The 20,733-nt window shown below is 59.6% G+C and carries 8 protein-coding genes and 5 pseudogenes; 9 read left to right on the top strand and 4 right to left on the bottom strand.

Annotation, left to right across the window (positions count from 1 at the left end):
* Positions 1-885: 885 nt before the first annotated feature.
* From KQ933_RS30835 to KQ933_RS30825, 3 genes are all read left to right on the top strand, one after another.
* Complete coding sequence (locus KQ933_RS30835; RefSeq protein WP_253958376.1) at positions 886-7,065, top strand: hypothetical protein; 6,180 nt, start codon at positions 886-888, stop codon at positions 7,063-7,065.
* Positions 7,066-7,182: 117 nt separating this feature from the next.
* Entirely contained in the window at positions 7,183-9,342 is a 2,160-nt protein-coding gene (locus KQ933_RS30830; RefSeq protein WP_301925099.1) for a type I secretion system permease/ATPase, read from the top strand.
* Positions 9,339-10,814 (top strand): HlyD family type I secretion periplasmic adaptor subunit, encoded by a 1,476-nt coding sequence (locus tag KQ933_RS30825; RefSeq protein ID WP_216759801.1) that lies wholly within the window; start codon positions 9,339-9,341, stop codon positions 10,812-10,814. Before KQ933_RS30830 ends, KQ933_RS30825 begins: the two co-directional genes overlap by 4 nt.
* Positions 10,815-10,850: 36 nt before the next feature.
* Here KQ933_RS30825 and KQ933_RS30820 read toward each other — a convergent pair.
* Positions 10,851-11,042 (bottom strand): annotated as a pseudogene (locus tag KQ933_RS30820) (transposase domain-containing protein); the annotation flags it as partial.
* Positions 11,043-11,085: 43 nt separating this feature from the next.
* Positions 11,086-12,145 (bottom strand): annotated as a pseudogene (locus KQ933_RS30815) (IS630 family transposase).
* Positions 12,146-12,267: 122 nt separating this feature from the next.
* Here KQ933_RS30815 and KQ933_RS30810 point away from each other — a divergent pair.
* A pseudogene (locus KQ933_RS30810) lies at positions 12,268-12,645 on the top strand (IS6 family transposase); the annotation flags it as partial.
* On the opposite strand, the pseudogene KQ933_RS30805 reads toward KQ933_RS30810, so the two are convergent.
* Positions 12,629-13,067 (bottom strand): annotated as a pseudogene (locus tag KQ933_RS30805) (RAD55 family ATPase); the annotation flags it as partial. The pseudogenes KQ933_RS30810 and KQ933_RS30805 sit on opposite strands and share 17 nt — an antisense overlap.
* Positions 13,068-13,381: 314 nt before the next feature.
* Between KQ933_RS30805 and KQ933_RS30800 the strand changes: the two are divergent.
* Genes KQ933_RS30800 through KQ933_RS30785 form a run of 4 tightly spaced genes read left to right on the top strand, consistent with a single transcriptional unit; the run spans position 13,382 to position 19,269 of the window.
* Positions 13,382-16,813 (top strand): response regulator, encoded by a 3,432-nt coding sequence (locus KQ933_RS30800; protein WP_253958375.1) that lies wholly within the window; start codon positions 13,382-13,384, stop codon positions 16,811-16,813.
* On the top strand, positions 16,810-17,649 hold the full coding sequence (locus tag KQ933_RS30795) for a protein-glutamate O-methyltransferase CheR (protein WP_216759800.1): 840 nt from the start codon (positions 16,810-16,812) through the stop codon (positions 17,647-17,649). Before KQ933_RS30800 ends, KQ933_RS30795 begins: the two co-directional genes overlap by 4 nt.
* Positions 17,646-18,212, top strand: a complete 567-nt coding sequence (locus KQ933_RS30790) for a chemotaxis protein CheB (protein WP_216759799.1) — start codon at positions 17,646-17,648, stop codon at positions 18,210-18,212. The genes KQ933_RS30795 and KQ933_RS30790 overlap by 4 nt, the downstream gene beginning before the upstream one ends.
* A gap of 1 nt (position 18,213) precedes the next feature.
* Positions 18,214-19,269 (top strand): sensor histidine kinase, encoded by a 1,056-nt coding sequence (locus KQ933_RS30785; RefSeq protein ID WP_216759798.1) that lies wholly within the window; start codon positions 18,214-18,216, stop codon positions 19,267-19,269.
* A 12-nt stretch (positions 19,270-19,281) separates the two neighbouring features.
* Here KQ933_RS30785 and KQ933_RS30780 read toward each other — a convergent pair.
* Positions 19,282-19,386, bottom strand: a pseudogene (locus KQ933_RS30780) (IS630 family transposase); the annotation flags it as partial.
* Positions 19,387-19,452: 66 nt separating this feature from the next.
* On the opposite strand from KQ933_RS30780, the gene KQ933_RS30775 reads away from it, so the two are divergent.
* Positions 19,453-20,640 (top strand): IS701 family transposase, encoded by a 1,188-nt coding sequence (locus KQ933_RS30775; protein ID WP_216755744.1) that lies wholly within the window; start codon positions 19,453-19,455, stop codon positions 20,638-20,640.
* The last annotated feature ends 93 nt before the right edge of the window (positions 20,641-20,733 follow it).

The following is a 20,733-nucleotide window of genomic DNA, read 5'->3' as shown; positions in this document are numbered from 1 at the left end:
AGTGCGGTAAACAAAGAGTTCTTTGCCAATTCTACCGCATATCAACGATTGCTAGAACTTGCGGCTGGCGCCGTGGATACCGCAGTTGCGGGGGGGGAGACCGTGGCAACGAAGGTACCCTGGGGACGTCTGGGCAAGTTCGCCTTGTATGGAGTGGGACTTCCGCTCGAGTTTGCGTTGAATTATTTCGATGCCGATGAGGCGAATGCGGGCGAGGCTGAATGGCTTCAGGAAAACAAGCTTTTTGAGCGGACAAATCCTACTGGCATTTCGCCGACGGCGCCTCCCGTCAACCCAATCAACTTTACCCCGACCAATATTAACCCTCTGAGGGCTCCGGCCCCCGTCGCACCGGTTAGTCCCCTCACCCCAATTAGTCCACTCGACTTTTCTTCTCCGTTTAATTTCGACTCGAATGACCGATCTGGTCGCTTTAACAATTTTGGCAGCGGGCCTGGCAGCGGCTATTTGGGCGGATATCCTTCCAGCTATAATTCGCCAGGGAGCGGATACAATATTACGCCAACGCCGAGGCCGTCTGGATTCACGCCGACACCGACGCCTCGTGCATACACGGTTACGCCGACACCGCGGCCTGAGGCTCCGCGCGACAACGCAAATAGATATAGCAACTGGCAAAATGCCGATGAAGGCGATCGAGGGCGAGGCGCTTCTGGTCTTGGCTGGGGCCAGACGAGTGGCAACTCCGGCCGAGGCGCAGTCAATCCCAACGGTCCCTCAAGTCCAAAAGGCCCGCGAGGAACGAGCAACGGCACGAATCCGAACAAGGGAAACAACCCGGGGAGCATGCGTGATTCACTGGGGTCTGGAGCCTGGGTTCCCGTTCTATTAGATCTAAACCAAAATGGGCTGGACATAGACCCGGTGTTCTCATCAGCACGCTTCGTTGATTTCAGCGGCAACGGTTTTCAGCAACAGACGGCTTGGGCCGGCCAGGGCGATGGCGTTCTTGTGCTTGACGCGGATGGAGACGGCAAAATCAGCCGCTCGAGTGAGTTCGTGTTCACGGAGTGGGATTCGTCAGCGACTGGTGACCTCGAGGCGCTAAAGCATGTGTTCGACACGAATGGCAACGGCAAGCTCGATGCCGGTGATGCACGGTGGGCCGAGTTCCGGGTGGACGTCAACGGCCAGTTGGTGACGCTTGGGAGCCTCGGCATCACGTCGATCGACCTGACGCCGACTGGCAGCGGCCAGACCTTTGCCGATGGCTCCGCAATCACCGGGACGACGACCTTCACTCGTGTCGATGGCACGACTGGTGCGGTCGGCGATGCGTTGCTGGCTACAGACGACGCGCAGTACAAAATCCTTACGGAGACGGTCTCGAATGCCAACGGCTCAACGACGAAGGATATTTACGGCTCCAACGTCGACGGCAGCCTGGCGTTCCACAATCAGATCACCACGAGCGCCGATGGTTCGAGCATCTCGACGAAGTTCGACGATGACGGCAACGGGACTTTTGATCGCTCGCAGACCAACGTCACGACTGTTGCCAGCGGCGTCATCACCAAGACGGTGTCGAACTTCAACGCCGACAGCACGCTAGCTGACAAGACAGCCACCGTCACGAGCGCCGATCCTAGCAAAGTGACGACGTTGGTGGATCAGGATGGTGATAGCGCCAACGATCAAAGACAGGTTTACGTCCGCAATGCCGATGGGTCGACGACCACGACCACAGAAAAACTGAGCATCAATGGCACGGTCCTGACCAGAATGACGGTCCAGACCAGCGCCGACGGCCTGACGAAGACCACGTCTACGGATGTGGATGCAAACGGCACTGTCGAGGACATCGTGACCGAGACGACTGTCATCGGCAGCGACGGCACTCGCACTAAGTCTGTCGATGACAAGAGCTCGGCCGGCCAGCTTCTCAGCCGGGATGTCACCGTCACCAGCGCCGACAACAAGACCAGTACATTATCCGCCGACGAAGACGGTGACGGCGACGTCGACACCAGGACGGTGGCACAGACAACGGTTGGCACCGGAGGTGACATCTCGGTCGCCACATCCGTCTATAATGGTGACGGCACCCTTCGCGGCAAGGCTCTGACGAGCTCGTCCGCCGACGGACGATCGAAGATGACCTCCACCGATGTGACGGGCGACGGCGTTTATGATCTTGTCGCAAGTGATATCAGCGTGGTCGCAGCTGATGGCTCGGTCACGCAGACAGTCCAGAGGTCCGCCGCCGACGGCAGCCTTCTCTCCAAGGTCGTGACGACCCGCAGCGCCGACGGCAAGACGATTAATGAATCGGCCGATACCGACGGCGATGGCGCCGCCGACCATATTACTGCGATCAGTACTTTCAGCAATGGCTACCGGAATAACGCGGTTGCCATCAGGAACGCGGATGGCTCTCTCGTTTCCAAGGTCACGGTCCTCACCGCCGCCGATGGGTTGTCGAAGACGACAAGCATCGATGCAGATGGCGATGGCACCTTCGAGCTTGTGACCACCGATGTGACCACGGCCAACGCCGACGGCAGCAAAACTGAACTGGTCCAGTCCAGAAGCGCCGACGGAACGCTGTTGAACTCGACGCGGACGACTACTTCGGCTGACAGTCTCACGCAGACCGCCACAATCGACAGCAACGGTGACGGCGCCATCGACCTCAAGATCACAGATACGCTCGGCCGTCTTGCGGACGGCAAGCGGACCGAGACAGTAACAACGACGAGTGGCGACGGCACGCTGCTTAGTCAGGTTTATACCGTCACCTATGCAAACCGTCGGAATACCACAGTCAACACCGACGCCAACGGCGATGGCTTCTATGACAAGATTGAAAGCGCCAACAAATATGTCGGCGGCAACACCGATTCCGCCACCAGTCATCTGGCGGCCGATGGTTCCCTGATCAGCAAAGTGACGACGACGACCGATGCGACCGGCCTTATCAGGCAGAGCAATACCGATCTGAACGGCGATGGCGTAAGAGACGGTATAATCCAGGATACTACGTCGTTTGGCACCGACGGCGGAAGGACGGATAACCGTTACGTCAAATCCGGCGATGGCAGTGTGCTGGGCCGGCAGGTCGTCCAGACCAGTGGCAACGGCCTCTCGATTCTGACCCGGCAGGACCTCAACGGCGACAATACCTTTGATGTTACAGTGCAGGATACGACTGTGCTCGGAACCGAAGGCTCTCGGACACAGACGGTGACGACGAAGAGCGCCAATGGCACTCTTTCCAGCCAGACCCGGACCGTGACCAGCGCCAACGGCCTGCAGATCCGCAGCGACATCGATGCGGACGGTGATAACACGTTCGAACGCAGCGCACTGTCGGCCAAGACGCTCAATGGCGACGGTTCGATCACACAGACCAACACGGTCGCCGCTGCTGACGCGAGCCTGATCGCGAAGTCGATCACAACGGTCAGTGCCGACGGCAAGACCGGTCAGGCGACGTCCGATATCGATGGCGATGGCGCAATCGATCGCAAGGAAACGATCTCGGTTGCAGCGAACGGCCTGTCGACCGACACGGTCGAGACCTATAAGGCTGACGGCACTCTCGCCAGCCGCGCGGTTTCGACCGTGTCTGCCAACGGCCTCGTCAAGACCAGCAAGTCCGATCTCGATGGTAACGGCACGTTTGAGGAATCAACCTCGAGCACGCGCTCTGTCGGCGCAAACGGTGCGACGACGGAGGTCTTCTCCCGCTTCGACGCCAGCAATGCGCTCGTCGAGAAGACGACGACGGTCACCTCGGCCGATGGAAAGATCAAATCGACGAGCTGGGCAGATGCGAGCGGCACAACAAAGCGTTCGATGACCGACACGATCGTCCTCGCCCAGAACGGCACGACGACGGAAACGCTGTCCTACCTGAAGCCTGATGGATCGCTGGAAAGCAAGACAATCACGACGATCGATGCCCATGGTGTCTTGAAGACGACCACCAGGGACATCGACGGCAATGGCGTCATCGATCAACGCATCACCGAGACGATCGCCAATAACGGCTCGAAACAGCAGATGTTCGAGGATCTCACCTCGACCGGCGCAGTCAAGAGTTCGACCACGGTGACGACGTCGGCCACCGGCCTGAACACCACCGCGGACTACGACGGCAATGGCGATGGCACGGTCGACAAGCGGATCGCTTCTGCGACCTCGATCAGCACCAAGGCTGCACGCACGACCGTCGTCCAGGAATCGGTCGCCGGCTCAAGCGGGTTGACGCTTGCCAATACGCTGACGACAACTATCGACGGCAAGGGCCTCCTGATCCAGAGAGACTTCGACAAGGGTGGCGATGGCAGCGTCGATCAGTCGAGCACCGATACGACGACCTTGAATGCCGATGGTTCGCGCACCCAGGATGTGAAGTCCTTGAGCGGGACCACGCTCACCAGCCGCTATGTGACGACGACCAGCGCCAACGGCCTGTCGGTCTTCCGGCAATGGGATCCGGCCGGCTCGAGCACCTATTCGCAGACCTCCACCGATGTCACGGCGCTCAACGCCGATGGCACGAAGATCCGCACGGTGACGAACCTCAGGGCAGACGGGTCGGTGATCTCCAAGTCGGTGACGACAGTCGACAAGTCCGGCAATGTCGTTCGCACCGCCGATATCCGGCCGGGCTTCGGCGACAAGGGCACGAAGAGCGAAACGACGCTGCTTGCCGATGGCGCAACACGCGTGACCGTCACCGGAACGGATGCCAACAACGTCCTGACCGACAGGACCGTGACGCTGACCAGCGCCGACAAGGCCCGCGTCACTGTCGAGCGCGACATCAACGGTGACGGCGTCGTCGATCAGCGTCAGCAGGTAACGACCGCCAATACTGGCGTCCAGACCTCCGTCATCACCGATCTCAAGGCGGACGGCACGCTTGCCGACAAGTCTACCACGACGGTCGCGGCCGACGGTCGCCAGACGACGATCCTCTGGGATTTTGACGGCAACGGCACCAATGACCGCCAGCGGATCATAAACGATGCGATCCGCGCCGATGGCGGCCGCACCCAGGTCATGACCGATACCGACCTCGTGACCAACAAGGTGGCGTCCACCGCGACGGTCGAATGGTCGGCGGATGGTCAGAAGACCACCACGACGAGAGACGTCAATGGTGATAACACGGTCGACCAGACGGAGACGGTGACGAAGGATCTCTTCGGCAATACCACAAGTGTTACGGCCAACAATGCGACCGCACGCGACGTCTCCTATCTGTCGTCGGGTGGCGTCTACTGGAAGCAGGCGATTGCGGCACGGCTGGAAACGACGACCTCGGCCGACGGCAAGACCAAGACGACCCGCTATGACTATGACGGCGACGGCGTCTTCGAGGTCGTCATGCAGTCGACCCAGCAGATCGACGGTTCCGTCGAGACGGTCGTGACCGAAACCACGGCGGCCGGCGCAACCGTCGGCAAGGGTACCCTGTCGACAAGTGCCGACGGGCTGATCACCAAGCTTAGCAAAGATGCCGACAATAACGGTACTGCGGATCATATCGAGACTTCGGTGAAACACATCGACGGTTCGATCACGCTGACCAAGCTCGATCTCAACACAAGCGGTGCGACAACGCAGACGGTCGTGGATCAGGTCAATGCGCTCGGTGTTCTGATATCACGTATCACTACCGATAACGCAAACACTCAGAGCTGGGCGACCTATGCGCAGACCTTCGATGGCCGCGGCAAGCAGCTAACCATCAATCAGGTCAACGATGACGGCTCCCGCGTGGCGGTGAAGTACGATGCCACCAACAGCCAGACCTGGAGCCGGATCGAGGAATATTACGATGCGAGCAATCGCCTGACCAACACGACGTCGTATCAAGACGACGGCACGAAGGTCAGCGTCAGCCTTGATCCCGCCAATACGGCTACCTGGTCGCGCTATGCCCAGTATTGGGATGCCGCAGGACGTACAACGTCCATCGACCAGACCAACGACAACGGCACACGCTACGCTGTCAACTATGATCCTGCCAACACCACCGAATGGACCAATATCGAGTATTCCTATGATGCTGCCGGGCGTCTCACAAATCAGACGATTCGTTACGACAATAGGAATACGCGCTACTACGTCTATGACGCAACGAATGCGGCGTCCTGGTCCTATTACCTGGTCATCAATGACAATACCGGATCGACGACACAACAGAACAATTACTTCGATGATGGTGGATACGACGTCTATGTTTATGACCCACACAATACCGCTCCATACAGTTATACTGTAAACTCATACCATTCCAATGGCGCTCTTAAATATTGGTCGGATTATAGAGACGACAGTAAGAAATCGATTTATAGCTTCAACGAATACGACTATTTACAGCAATACAACTGGAATAGAATTGTTACGAATTATGATCCGTATGGCAAAGTACGATACCGAGACATCTATTACGACAATGGGTCAAAGAATCACATAGACTACACCTCAAAACCGCTCAGAGACCAAATCAAGCCAGTAGTACTTGACCTCGACGGCGATGGCCATATCGATCTTCGTCCATTGGATCTGACCGCAACCGACCCGACCCTGACAATTGATTGGGACGGTGACGGCATCCGGGATCAGACGGCTTGGATCGGTCCGAACGACGGCTTCCTAGCGATCGACCTCGGTGCTGACGGCTCTGCCGGACCTGACGGGATCATCGATCAGGCGCGTGAACTGGCGTTTGCACTGTGGCCGGAGAATGACGGCACGTCCGACATCTCCGACCTCGACGGCCTCCGTCTCGTCTTCGACACGAACCACGACAATGTTCTCGATGCCAACGACGCCCGCTGGAGCGAATTCCGGATCTGGCGCGACAGCAACCAGAACGGCGTCAGCGATGCCGGCGAACTGCTCACCATGTCCGAGGCGGGTATCAAGCTTGTCAACCTGATCCCCAACCCGGGCGGTGCTCAGGCATTTGACGACGGTTCGGCGATATCAGGAACGAGCAGCTACGAGACGACGAACGGTCAGATCCATCTCGTCGCGGACGCAAGCCTTGCATGGCAGAAGAACACCAATGGTGTCGCTGCGTGAGCCTTGCAATGACCGCTTGCACCATGGCGACGCACATTCGATTGATGTGCGTCGTTTCCTCGATAGACACGCAGGGCGGCGTCCGTGATCGTCAGCGCTAATCCAGCCGCCCCGGAAATAGTCAAAACCGCAGAGCATGAGCCCGCTGTCGAGATCGTCGACAGCGGGCTTGCAGCTCTGTGTGCGATTGCCGGCTATTTCCGGATCGCGGCACAGCCGTCGACCCTTGCCAGGGATTTGGCGGTGGCCGGCACATCCGGGTCGAACGATTTGTTGCGTGCCGCCAAGAGCCTCGGTCTCAAGGCGCGCGTTGTACAGGTTCGTGATGTGGGCAAGCTCGCGACACTTCCCGCGCCATCGATTGCGATGCTTGCCGATGGCTCCTTTGGCGTCTTCGGCGGTCCGATGGGGGATGGAACATTCCGGCTTGTCGATCCCGTTGCTTTTTCCGCCCGCAGTGTTCCACCCGAGGAACTACTTGCCGAGACCAGCGGCCGTTTCATCATGGTCCAACGACGCATCTCCGGACCGGGCGCCTCTCCTAGAAGCTTCGGCCTGCGCTGGTTCCTGCCGGCGATCTGGCGCTACAGACATGCCTTCGGCCATGTGCTGATCGCCTCGCTGATCGTGCAGATCTTTGCACTGATCACGCCTCTGTTTTTCCAGGTGGTCGTCGACAAGGTGCTTGCCCATCGCAGCTATTCGACCCTCATCGTGCTCGTCGTCGGGCTCGCCGCCGTCGGTCTCTTCGATGTCGTGCTGCAATATCTCAGAACCTATGCGCTGTCGCACACGACGAACAGGATTGACGTCGAGCTCGGGCGGCGGCTGTTTCGCCATCTGCTCAATCTGCCGCTCAGCTATTTCGAGACCAGGGCGACGGGACAGACGATCGCCAGAGTCCGCGAGCTGGAAACGATCCGCAGCTTCCTGACCGGCCAGGGTCTGTTCTCCGGGCTCGATCTTGTCTTCACCATCGTCTTCATCGGGGTGCTGTTTTCCTATTCGTCGAAGCTCGCCTGGATCGTCGTCGCCTCGATCCCTGTCTATATCGCGATCGGCGTGCTGATCCGTCCGCTCTTGAAAGACCGCATCGACGAAAAGTTCGAGCGCGGCGCCTATAGCCAGCAGATGCTGGTCGAGACGGTGGTCGGCATCCAGACGATGAAGGCGGCCGCGGTTGAACCGGTCGTGGCCGCCCAATGGGAGGAGCGGCTGGCCGCCTATGTTCAGTCCTCGTTTGCCGCGACCATGCTCGCCGCCAAGGGCCAGAACGCCATCCAGTACGTCAACAAGATCACTTCGGCGGCGCTGCTGTTTCTCGGCGCTCAGGCTGTCATCGATGGCGAACTGACGGTCGGCGCACTCGTCGCCTTCAACATGATCGCCGGCCAGGTTTCCCAGCCGATCCTGCGGCTGTCGCAGCTCTGGCAGGACGTGCAGCAGGTTCAGGTTTCGATCGACCGGTTATCCGACATCCTCAATGCGCCCGCCGAACCGCGTCCTGCGGTCGCGATCAGCCTGCCGAAACCGAGAGGCGCCATCGCCTTCAAGGGCGTGAACTTCCGCTATACGCCGGAGGGGCAGGATGTCCTGAAGAACATCAACTTTGCCGTCAGACCCGGCGAGGTGATCGGTATCGTCGGACCGTCCGGCTCCGGCAAGTCGACGCTCACCAAGCTCGTGCAGCGCTTCTACATTCCAAACAGCGGCCAGGTCTTCGTCGACGGTCAGGACATCGCCCAGGTCGACCCCGCCTGGCTGCGCTCCAATATCGGCGTGGTCCTCCAGGAGAACATGCTGTTCAACCGGACGATCCACGACAATATCTGCCTGGTCAATCCGGCGATGTCGCGGGCGGCCGCCATACAGATGGCGCGGCTTTCCGGTGCCGACGAGTTCATATCGAAGCTGCCGCGCGGTTATGACACCATCATCGAGGAGCGCGGAGCGAACCTCTCCGGCGGGCAACGGCAGCGTCTGGCGATCGCTAGGGCACTCGCCACCAATCCGCCCATCCTCATCCTCGACGAGGCGACCAGCGCGCTCGACTATGAAAGCGAGCGGATCATCCTTGCCAATATGCGTGAGATCGTGCGCGGGCGCACCGTCATCATCATCGCCCACCGGCTGGCGACGGTGCGCCATTGCGACCGGATCATCGGCATGAAGGATGGCCGCATCGTCGAGGAGGGCACGCATGAGACTTTGCTGACCCGCGAACATGGCCTTTATGCCCATCTCTGGCAATTGCAGACGGCGCCGGTTGAGTCATGAACCAGACCGTTCGTCCGCCGAAGGTGCCGAAGAAGCCGCCGCGCAGGCCCCGCGATCATACCGAGTTCCTGCCGGCAGCCCTCGAGATTCTCGAAACGCCGGCCTCTCCGATCCGGGCGGCGCTCATCTGGTTCATATCGGTCTTCGTAATCCTGGCGATCGTCTGGAGTTATTTTGGCCGGTTCGACATCGTCGCCACCGCGCAAGGTAAGCTGCAGCCGACGGGGCGCGTGAAAGTCATTCAGTCGCTGGAAACCGGCAAGACCGCCGCGATTCCCGTGACCAACGGTTCGAAGGTCAAGGCCGGCGATATCGTCGTTGAACTGGATCCGACGGAGACCAGGGCAGAGGTCAATGCGCTGCTCGCAAGCCTGCGATCGCTGCGAGCCGAAGTCATCCGACGAACTGCTTCGAGAGCGCAGGTCGAGACTTGGCAGCGCGGCGGCATCTGGACAAATTCGCCGACGATCTCGATGCCGCTTGTATTCGGCGAGGAAATCCCTGCCTCCATCAGAACACGGGAGGAAGCACAGTTCCAGTCATCGCTGGAACAACTGGCCTCGTCGCTTGCCAATCTCTCCTCGCAGAGAGAGCAGCAGCTCGCGTCGCTTGGCCGCTTCAACCGGATGGTCGCCGCCCAGAAGAACTTGATCGCGACAATGGACGATCGCGTGGCGATGCGATCCCAGCTGATGGAATCGAGCGCCGGACCGCGCGCGGGCGTCATCGATGCTATGGAAGCCAAGCAGCGGGCAGAGGCGGACTTAGCCGAGCAGATCGGCCAGGCCGATGAAGCGGCAGCCGCGCTTGCGGTTGCGACCAGCGAGGGTGAAAAGGCGATCAAGACCTTCATCGCCGAGAATGTCGAGAAGCAGACGGAGGCGGAACGGCAGATCGACGAACAGGAACAGCAGCTCATCCGGGCGCAGAAAAAACTGGATGGGATGACGATCAAAAGCCCGATCAACGGGACGGTGCAGACATCTGCCATTACGACCATCGGCCAGGTGGTCATGGCAGGATCGGAACTGATGCGGGTCGTGCCGGAAAACGCCGCATTGGAGATCGAAGCCTATCTGCCCAATCAGGATATCGGCTTCGTTGCGCCCGGCCAGCCAGCGGTGATCAAGGTTCAGGCTTTCCCGTTCACGCGATATGGCGTGATCGAAGGGAAGGTGACGCGAGTTGCCATGGACGCGATCCCCGAACCCGATGCGCAACAGCTTGAAGGGCAGCCGGATAAGCAGCTGCAGAGTGCCATGCCGATCGGCAACGCGCAGAGGGTTCAGAACCTGGTGTTTCCGATTACGGTGGTGCCCGACATTGACAGTATAAGCGTGGACGGCACCTCCGTCGCGCTATCCCCCGGCATGGCCGTATCCGTCGAGGTCAAGACGGGCAGCCGGCGTATTTTGGAGTATCTGTTTTCGCCCATCGTCGAGGTGTCGTCCGAGGCGATGAAAGAGCGATGAAAGAAATCTGATGAGGTCTCGGTTGAGCGTAAGCGGTCAGCCGACAGCGCCCTGGTTAAAGTTCCAGGACATCAGAGCCTCGATATCGTGAGCAGGCCATCCGTTGGCCATGCGAACTAAGGTCGGTGTCAGCCAGGCGAGTGGATCGACGTCGTTCATTTTAGCTGTCTGCAAAAGGGTCGCGATTGTCGCCCATGTATTGCCGCCGCCTCCACTTCCGGCGAATAATACCAGCGCTCATTGATTATAACTCATACCAACCGAGCGCTAATCAAGACCGGTGCGCCCAATCGCGCATTCCGATCGACATGATTTTCCAAGGCTGCGCGACCAGCTTGTTCCATGCGTCACAGCAATGGGCGAGGATGTCCTCGTAGTCTTTGAAGCTCCGGTTGGACAGCCAGTTATCGTGCATAAATTGCCACACGTTCTCCACGGGGTTTAATTCGGGCGAGCGCGGCGGCAGGAATAGCAAAGTGATGTTGTCGGGGACGTTGAGTTTGGGCGTGACGTGCCATCCAGCCTGATCAACGATCAGCACGGCATGAGCACCCTCATCGACAGCCTGGCTGATTTCGAGCAAATGCTGGTTCATGGCGTCGGTGTCGCAGTAGGGAAGAACAAGGCCCGCACCCTTGCCCTTCTTGGGGCAGATGGCTCCGAAGATGTACGTCCACATCGTGCGTTGATCGAGTGGTGCCGAAGGCCTTGTCCCCTTGCGTGCCCATCGCCGGGTGATCTTGTTCTTCTGCCCTATCCGAGCTTCGTCGGCCCACCAGAGCTCGATCTCGACGTTCTTGGGGAGCCTGCTTTTGATGGCTGTCAACGTGGCGGGGAAGTTTTTTTAAAACTTTCCAGGTCGCCTTCGTTCTGGGCATAATGGCGCGGGCGAGCAGACAGCTTTGCAAAGCCGAGCGCCTTCAATTCGCGGCCAATAGTCGTTTCATCGACGGATATCCGGTACTGCTGGAAAAGCCATTGAACAAGATCCTTGCGCCGCCAGCGAACAACGCCATGCACCGCTGTATCGGGCCACTTTCGACGATCTTTGCCAGAGCCTGACGATGCACGTCGGAAAGCTTTCCTTGATTGCCAGGCGCTTTGCCATTGATGAGCCCTGACGGACCACTTGCATTGAAGCGAACAACCCAATCGCGAACAATCTGCAGGGTCACGCCACCGATCCTGGCCGCATCACTGCGTGAATGGCCGTCATAGATTTCGGCAAGGGCAAGAAGACGCCGAGCCTGTGCCGCGTCCTTCGTACTTTTGGCCAACACCCGCAGGGCAAAGCCGTCGAAGTCATCGCGCAGTGGAATTCCCAATATCATCCGCAAACCTCCGTTTGCGACATAGATTCAGACTTCAACTGATTTGGAAACCGCAAAAACGAGTCAGAGATCGCTCACGTTGGTATTAAAGGGCTGTCGAGGAAAATGTGGGATCTGGCGGCATGACAGAAGCTGCTCGTGATCCTCCGTATCGTCGCCATCGATTTGCTGCTGAGGTGATTGCCCGCGCCATTTGGCTGTAGCTTCGTTTTCCGCTCAGCCTGCGCATGGTCGAGGATGTGCTTGCAGCTCGTGGCATTGTCGTTTCGCACCAGACCGTGCGGTTATGGGCGGAAAAGTTCGGTCGAGATTTCGCCCGCGAAATCCGCCGGCGAACGGCAGGTCAGCTCGGCGACTGATGGCACCTCGACGAGGTCGTCATCCCCATTGGCGGCAAGAAACATTGGCTGTGGCCGGCCGTTGACCAGAATGGCTTTGTTCTCGACGTGCTGGTGCAGAGCCGCCGCAATACCAAGGCCGCCAAACGTCTGATGCGAAAGTCACGTTGAGGTGGGTGTCAGCCCGACCGCGGGCGTTCAGCAGACCGTCGAAGACAAGCGGGGATGCCGTCTGGCGCGTGATTTCTTCGCGGATCAGCCTCACGACAGCGGAAAGTCCTTCTTTGCGCAGCGTCTGGAAAACGCTGATGTAGGAGATGTTCGTTCCAAGCTGCGAAGGGTCGAAGAAATCGAGGGTTCCCAAGGCCTGAAACAGCCTCTCGTGCGTTTCGGCAAGCAAGGTTGTGTAGAGCACTTTCTTGCCGGCCGCGACATTGGCAAAGGCGATCTGGTTGGAGAAAACAGTCTTGCCCGCGCCGGGCTGGCCCTGGACGATGTAGGATGCGCCCTCGATCAGGCCTCCGCCGAGGATGGCATCAAGGCCGGGTGATGCCGGTTATGAGTCTTGGAAGTTCATGTGCCACGAAGATCGTCCCGTTCTGATGCCCCGGCCGCAACCTAGATCGGTCAAGTGATTTTGCAACCATCTATTCCAGCTCGTCGTACCGAGCAGAGGCAAAGGCCGGTCGGTCCATGCCGGAAGTGCCGCGGATCCCAAGGATCAAAGAAAAAACTCGCGCAAGCGCATCGATCTGTTATTGCGGTTCCTTCAATTGCTCGGAAATTGTTTCGCCTGCCCTATGTTATTGGCATTCGGACGACGCCCGAATAACCCTGCCGATACGCAACATGCGACCGCATGGTGCGAAAGTTTCCTGCCCTTTACGAGAGACGCTCAATGGAACGACGCCAGACGCCCCAGATGACAACATATGGTCTCGGGTTGGATCCGGGTGTCGCGATCGGTCTGGCCTGCGCGTTCTTCTTCTTCATCGCAAGTGGTTTGATCGCCTATTCCAATCTTCAGGATCTACGCACCGGCAATGAGCGGGTGGTCCAGACGCATGTGGCGATCGTCGCTTTGGACGAGCTGCTGTCGAAGGTACAGGACGCAGAAACCGGTCAGCGTGGTTTTCTGCTCACCGACAACGAGACGTATCTCGCCCCTTACAATCTCGCCCTGCAGTCGATCCCGCCGCAGCTCGACAAGGTGGCATCGCTGACGGGCGCCAATCCGGGCCAGAGCCAGAGACTGGCGACGCTGCGCCAGCATGTCGAAGCCAAACTCGCTGAACTAGCCGGAACCATCAGACTGCGCCAGTCAACGGGGCTTGAAGCTGCACTCGCCGTCGTCAACTCCGATCGCGGCAAGGCGGAAATGGATGCGATCCGCGCGCAGATTGCCGCTATGGCAGTCGGCGAGTCAGAAGTCCGCTCCCAACGGCTGATCGAGATGAATGCCGCGCAACGGACGGCGTTTCTCAGCACCCTCCTTTCCGGTGCGCTCGGGATCGCCTTGACGGCTGCCATCGCGTTCCTCATCCGGCGGGCCACCATGGCGCGGCGCCGGGATGAATGGCTGCAGACCGGCCAGGTCGAGCTTGCAGCAGCCATGATGGGCGATCAGCCGATCGAAAAACTCGGCGACAGCATCCTTCAATTCCTGGCGCGCTATGTCGGTGCCGTCGCCGGCGCCGTCTTCACAGGCGGCGGCGACCGGTTCGATCGCGCCGCGACCTACGGCGTGCCGTCTGAGGCTGATATCCCTTCGCGGGTCAAAAGTGGCGAAGGCCTGATCGGTCAGGCAGCCGCCGAGGGCAGGTCGCTGACGATCGACGACGTACCGGACGGCTACCTGGCGTTCGGCTCGGCGCTCGGCGCAGGCAAACCACGTCACCTCGTCATCCTGCCGGGCAAGGTCGATAATTCGGTCAACGCAGTCGTCGAGCTTGGTTTCCTCCGAGGGCCGGACGAACACGTCACGACGCTGCTCGAACGCGCATCGGACGCGATTGCGATCGCTGTGCGGTCGGCCGTCTTCAGAACCGAGTTGCAGGACCTCCTCGAAGAAACGCAGCGCCAATCCGAAGAACTCCAGACCCAGAGCGAGGAGCTTCGCGTTTCGAATGAGGAACTGGAGGAGCAGAGCAGGGCACTGAAGGAATCGCAAGCCCGCCTGGAGCAGCAGCAGGTCGAGCTCGAGCAGACCAATTCGCAGCTCGAAGAACAGGCCCAGCAGCTCGAAGCGCAGCGTGACGACCTCGAACGCGCCAATGCCTCGGTTCAGCTCAAGGCGCGCGAGCTGGAACAGGCGAGCCAGTACAAGTCCGATTTCCTCGCCAACATGTCGCACGAACTTCGGACGCCGCTCAACTCCTCGCTTATCCTGGCCAAGCTTCTCGCCGACAATCCGCAGGACAATCTGACGGAAGAGCAGGTCAAATATGCCAGGACTATCCAGGCTTCCGGCAACGATCTCTTGAACCTGATCAACGACATTCTCGACCTGTCGAAGATCGAGGCGGGGCATGCGGAGATCCGGCCGGAGGTCGTAGCGCTCGAGCGTATCGCCGCTAGTCTGCGCCAGACATTCCAGCCGCTCGCGGCCGACAAAAAGCTCGACTTTGCGATCGATATCGATGACCGGACGTCGACATCGATCGACACCGATCCGCAAAGACTGGAACAGGTCCTCAAGAACCTTTTGTCGAATGCGATCAAGTTTACCGAGAAGGGTCAGGTCCGTTTGTCGATCCGCGGAAACGGAGAGGGGCAGGTCGTCTTTTCCGTATCCGACACGGGGATCGGAATCGCATCGGAACACCAGCAGAGCGTCTTCGACGCTTTCCACCAGGCCGACGGCACGATCAGCCGCAAGTTCGGCGGGACCGGGCTCGGATTGTCGATCTCGCGCCAATTGGTACGCCTTCTGGGCGGGGCGATCGATCTTGAAAGCGAACCGGGCAAAGGCAGCACCTTCAATCTGACCGTGCCCGAACGGTACGATGCCGCCAAGATCACCCCGCGCGATCTGAGACCAGGCACGCCCGTTACGCCGGCAGTATCGCAGCCCCTCGCACCACAGGTCCCGCCTGTGCTGGCACGGAGGATCGACGACGATCGCGAAGCCTTGGCTGATGGCAAGCGCGTCCTTCTCGTGATCGAAGACGACGAGACGTTTGCCGGTATTGTGCGCGATCTGTCTCGGGAATTGGGGTTCCAGTCGGTGGTCGCAGGAACAGCCGAAGAGGCTCTGATCCTTGCCAAGCAGTTCATGCCGAACGCTGTTGTACTCGACGTCGGCCTTCCCGACCAATCGGGATTGGCTGTCCTCGACCGTCTGAAGAACGATGTTCAGACCCGGCACATCCCGGTGCATGTCGTCTCCGGCAGCGACCATGCAGAGACGGCCTATGCGCTCGGCGCCGTCGGCTATCTGATCAAGCCCGTCAACCGGGAACAGCTTGTCGAGGTATTGCAGAAACTTGAAACTCGCCTTTCCCAGCGCGTCCATCGGGTGCTGATCGTCGAGGACGATCCGGTGCAGCGCGACGCGGTTGCCAGGCTGCTCGGAACCCAGGATGTCGAGACGGTGACCGCCAGCACGGTGGCGGAATGTCTGGAACTACTCAAGCGCGAAACGTTCGACTGCATGGTGCTCGATCTGACCTTGCCGGACGCATCCGGCTATTCCCTTCTGGAAACGCTGAGCAAGGAGGACGCCTACGCCTTCCCGCCAGTCATCGTCTACACTGGCCGCGAGCTGTCGGCCGACGACGAGCAGCGGCTGCGCCGCTACTCGAAGTCGATCATCATCAAGGGCGCCAAATCGCCCGAGCGGCTCCTCGACGAGGTGAGCCTGTTCCTGCACCAGGTAATTTCGGAACTGCCGGTCGAACAGCAGAAAATGATCCGCAAGGCTCGCAACCGAGATGCCGTCCTCGAGGGTCGCCGCATCCTGATCGTTGAAGACGACGTGCGCAACGTCTACGCGCTGACCAACATCCTGGAGCCGCGCGGGGCCATCGTCGACATCGCCCGCAACGGTCAAGAGGCGCTCGAGGCGCTGGAAAAGACTTCCGTTGACGGCGGGGCGCCAATCGATCTCGTCCTGATGGACGTGATGATGCCGATCATGGACGGCCTGACCGCCACCCGCGAAATCCGCAAGAATCCGGCATGGAAGAAGCTGCCAGTCATCACCCTCACCGCAAAGGCCATGCCCGATGACCAGCAGCGCTGTATCGAGGCTGGCGCCAATGACTATATGGCCAAGCCCCTCGACGTCGACAAACTCTTGTCGCTCGTCCGCGTCTGGATGCCGAAATGACGGAAATCGGAACGCCGGAAAAAGTCGACGATATCGAGATCAGGCTGCTGCTGGAGGCTTTGTTCCTCAAGTATCACTACGATTTCCGCAACTATGCTATGGCGTCGGTCAAGCGCCGACTGAAGCAGGCACGCGAGCAATTGGGCTTTGCCACCTTCTCCGCTCTTCAGGAGAGCCTGCTCCACGAGCCTGCCATGCTGCCGAAGCTGTTGCGGTATCTGACGGTCCAGGTGAGTGAGATGTTCCGCGACCCAAGCTACTTCAGGGCGATCCGGGAAAAGGTGGTGCCGCATTTGAAGACCTATCCCACCCTCAAGGTCTGGGTCGCGGGCTGCAGCGGCGGCGAGGAGCTCTATTCCCTCGTGATCCTTTTTCGCGAAGAGGGGCTCGAGGAGAGGACGATCTTCTATGCCACCGACATCAATCAGGAAGCGTTGCAGGCGGCCGAAGCCGGGATCTATCCGCTCGACCGGCTGCAGCTTTTTACCGAAAACCATCGGAAAGCGGGCGGCAAGACAAGCCTGTCGGAATATTACCAGGCCGCCTACGGCGGAGCCTCGTTCGACAAGGGCCTGCGCCGCAACGTCGTGTTCTCGGACCACAGCCTGGTCACCGACGCAGTCTTTGGAGAAATGCAGCTCATCTCCTGCCGCAACGTCATGATCTATTTCGATCGCGGGCTCCAGGACCGCGCACTCGGCCTGTTTAAAGACTCGCTGGCGCGAAAGGGTTTTCTCGGGCTTGGCGCGAAGGAAAGCCTTCGCTTCTCGAAGCACGCCGGTGAGTTTGCGGACTTCGTGCGGGAAGAAAAGATCTATCAGAGGCAGGACCGATGACGTCGAGCATCTTTGAAGCCGTGGTCATCGGAGCTTCGGCCGGCGCCGTCGATGCCCTCTCGGACATCCTCCCGGCATTGCCGCCGAGTTTTCCGATCCCGATCATCATCGTCGTTCACATTCCTCCGCAAAAGCCCAGCATCATGGCAGATCTGTTCGACGCCAAATGCTCGCTTTTGGTGAAAGAGGCCGAGGACAAGGAGCCGCTTGTTCGCGGCACGATCTATTTCGCCCCGCCCGACTACCATCTCCTCGTTGAAGCCGCCAAGACGCTGGCGCTCTCCAATGAGGAGCCGGTGTTGTTTTCTCGCCCGTCGATCGATGTGCTGTTCGAAAGCGCAGCCGATGCCTATGGACCGGGACTTCTGGCGATTGTGCTCACCGGCGCCAATCACGATGGTTCCGAGGGGCTACGAGCCGTCGTGGACGCTGGAGGAGCCGGGCTCGTTCAGGATCCGGAAACGGCGTTTTCATCGACGATGCCGGAAGCGGCGATCAAGGCTTGCCCTGGCGCTCAGATGCTGTCGCTTGCGGCAATCGCCGACTATCTTGGAAAGGTTTAACATGGGTCCCGTCCCGTTCCTGCTCGTCGACGATCTCGAGGAAAACCTGCTTTCGCTTGAGGCGCTGCTTCAGCGCGATGACCGTCTTCTGTTGAAGGCCCGTTCAGGCGATCAAGCGCTGGAACTGCTGCTCCAATACGATGTCGCCCTGGCGTTGGTCGATGTGCAGATGCCTGGACTGAACGGTTTCGAACTCGCCGAACTGATGCGCGGCAATGAGCGCACCCGTCGCATTCCGATCATCTTCGTGACGGCCGGAACGGCTGACGGGCGGCGCTTTCGCGGCTACGAGGCCGGCGCGGTGGATTTCATCCAGAAGCCGATCGAGCCGGACGTCTTGCGCAGCAAGGTCGACGTCTTCTTCGAACTCTACCGGCAAAAGCAGCAACTCGCAGCCCAGCGAGACGAACTGGCAGCGCAGGCCGAAGCGTTGAAGGAGGCGGCGCAGCACAAGGACGTTCTCCTGCAGGAAATCAACCATCGCATCAAGAACCTCTTCAGCCTGACGGCCGGATTGATTTCGCTGAGCGCGCGGCCAGCCACGAGCGTCGCCGAGCTCGAGTCCGACCTGCGATCGCGGGTGGGCGCACTTGCGCGAGCCCACGAGCTGACGCTTCCGGACTTTGGAAACGGGGCGAACGCCATCAGTTCGGCAACGACCATTTCGGCTCTGCTCAAGGCCATCGTGGCGCCACACGAGCATGACCAAGGCCCCCATGTGACGATCACCGGCAGCGACGCGCCTCTTCAGGGCACAGCGCTCACGTCGCTCGCACTGCTGCTGCACGAGCTGACCACCAATGCCGCCAAATACGGCGGACTGTCCGTGCCGGAGGGCTGCTTGGCAATCGACGTTTCGGCCGCCGACGGCCAGTTGACGCTGCGTTGGGACGAGAGCGGGGTACCGCCGGTGGATGTTGCGCCCGACCGCGCAGGTTTCGGTACGACACTTGAGCAGGCCGCTTTGCGCGGCCTCAATGGCAAAATCAAGAGGGACTGGCGTTCCGAAGGACTGTCATTGTCACTGCAGATTCCCCTATCGAACCTGATAGTTTAGAGTGGTATGATTTTAGGTCCATTCATATGCTGCCTCTTTGAAATAGTTCTGGCATTCTTTTGGTGAAACGGTTTGGACGATGGTTGCGAGGGCGTCATGGATGGCGTTGCGGCTTCTAGTACTACAGTTGCGGTTTACCGGAAGTCATGATTCACTTCCCGCATTTGGCGGGAGGGAAGTTCAATGTCGGTTGCGGGTTGGTCCGGGTCGGTTCTGGCGTGGCATCGTGAGCTCGATGCCTTGAAGGTGCGGTTGGGCTCGGTCTTTGGTCGCCGAGAATTGCGCGCATCGTGCGGTGCCTTTCTGGATGGGTTGTTGTCGGGAGTAGAGCGCAAGACTGGCTGGCTGATGGCGGAACAGGCAGGACTGGAGCGCCCTTATCGGATGCAATCGCTGCTGGGGCGCAGCCATTGGGATGCTGACGCATTGCGCGATACGGTTCGCGCTTATGCAATAGAGTCTCTCGGTGACGCGGACGGCGTTCTTGTGGTCGATGAGACCGGCTTCCTGAAGAAAGGCGCCCATTCAGTCGGTGTCGCACGACAATATTCCGGCACGGCCGGCCGGATCGAGAACTGTCAGATCGGTGTTTTCCTTGCCTATGCAAGCCGCTACGGTCAGACCCTGATCGATCGGCAACTTTATCTACCGAAGGAGTGGGCCGAGGATGAAGCCCGCCGTGCTTCGGCTCACGTCCCCCAGTCCCAAGCCTTCGCGACCAAACCGGCCATTGCAGCCAAGCTCATTGCCGATGCGCTGGATGCCGGCGTGCCTTGTGCCTGGGTATTGGCGGATGCGCTTTATGGTTCGGATTCCAAGCTGCGCCGGATGCTGGAAAGCCGTGGCCAGCCTTATGTTCTGGCAGTGCGCTCCAATCATTGCCTGCGCTTTGTGCGTGAGCAAGGGATCGAGCAGACCGATCCCGAAACGATGGCTGATGAGTTGAAACCGGAGGTTTGGCAGAGCCATGCAGCAGGCGAAGGTGCCAAGGGTCTTCGGCTTTATGATTGGGCCCGTATTCCTCTCAGCTCTCGCCCGGATCCACAATGGGAGCGCTGGCTTCTGATCCGGCGCAGCCGACGCGAACCCGATGCGCGCGCCTATTACTTTGTCTTTGCGCCCGCCGGTACCGAATTGAGCGAATTGGCGGGCGCTGCCGGGCTGCGTTGGACCGTGGAAGAATGCTTCCAGCGTGCGAAGGACGATCTCGGCCTGGATCATTGCGAAGCGCGATCCTGGCATGCTTGGAAGCGGCACATGACGCTCGTCATGGCAGCCGCTGCATTCCTCGCCAAACTCGGCGCCGATCTACGCCGCACCGCTGCTGGCAAACCGAACGAAACGAGTCCAAACCCGCCAATCGCCGCCTGACCAACACCATGGCCTTCGTGCCCAGCGTCGCAGAGATCCGCTATCTGATCAAACGCCTCCTGCTACAGCCCCCGATTAGAGTTCGCCTCATCT

Source organism: Rhizobium sp. WYJ-E13, assembly GCF_018987265.1.
GTDB lineage: Bacteria > Pseudomonadota > Alphaproteobacteria > Rhizobiales > Rhizobiaceae > Rhizobium.
The sequence above is the reverse complement of the archived record's forward strand: the minus strand, read 5'-3'. Positions and strand labels throughout refer to the sequence as shown.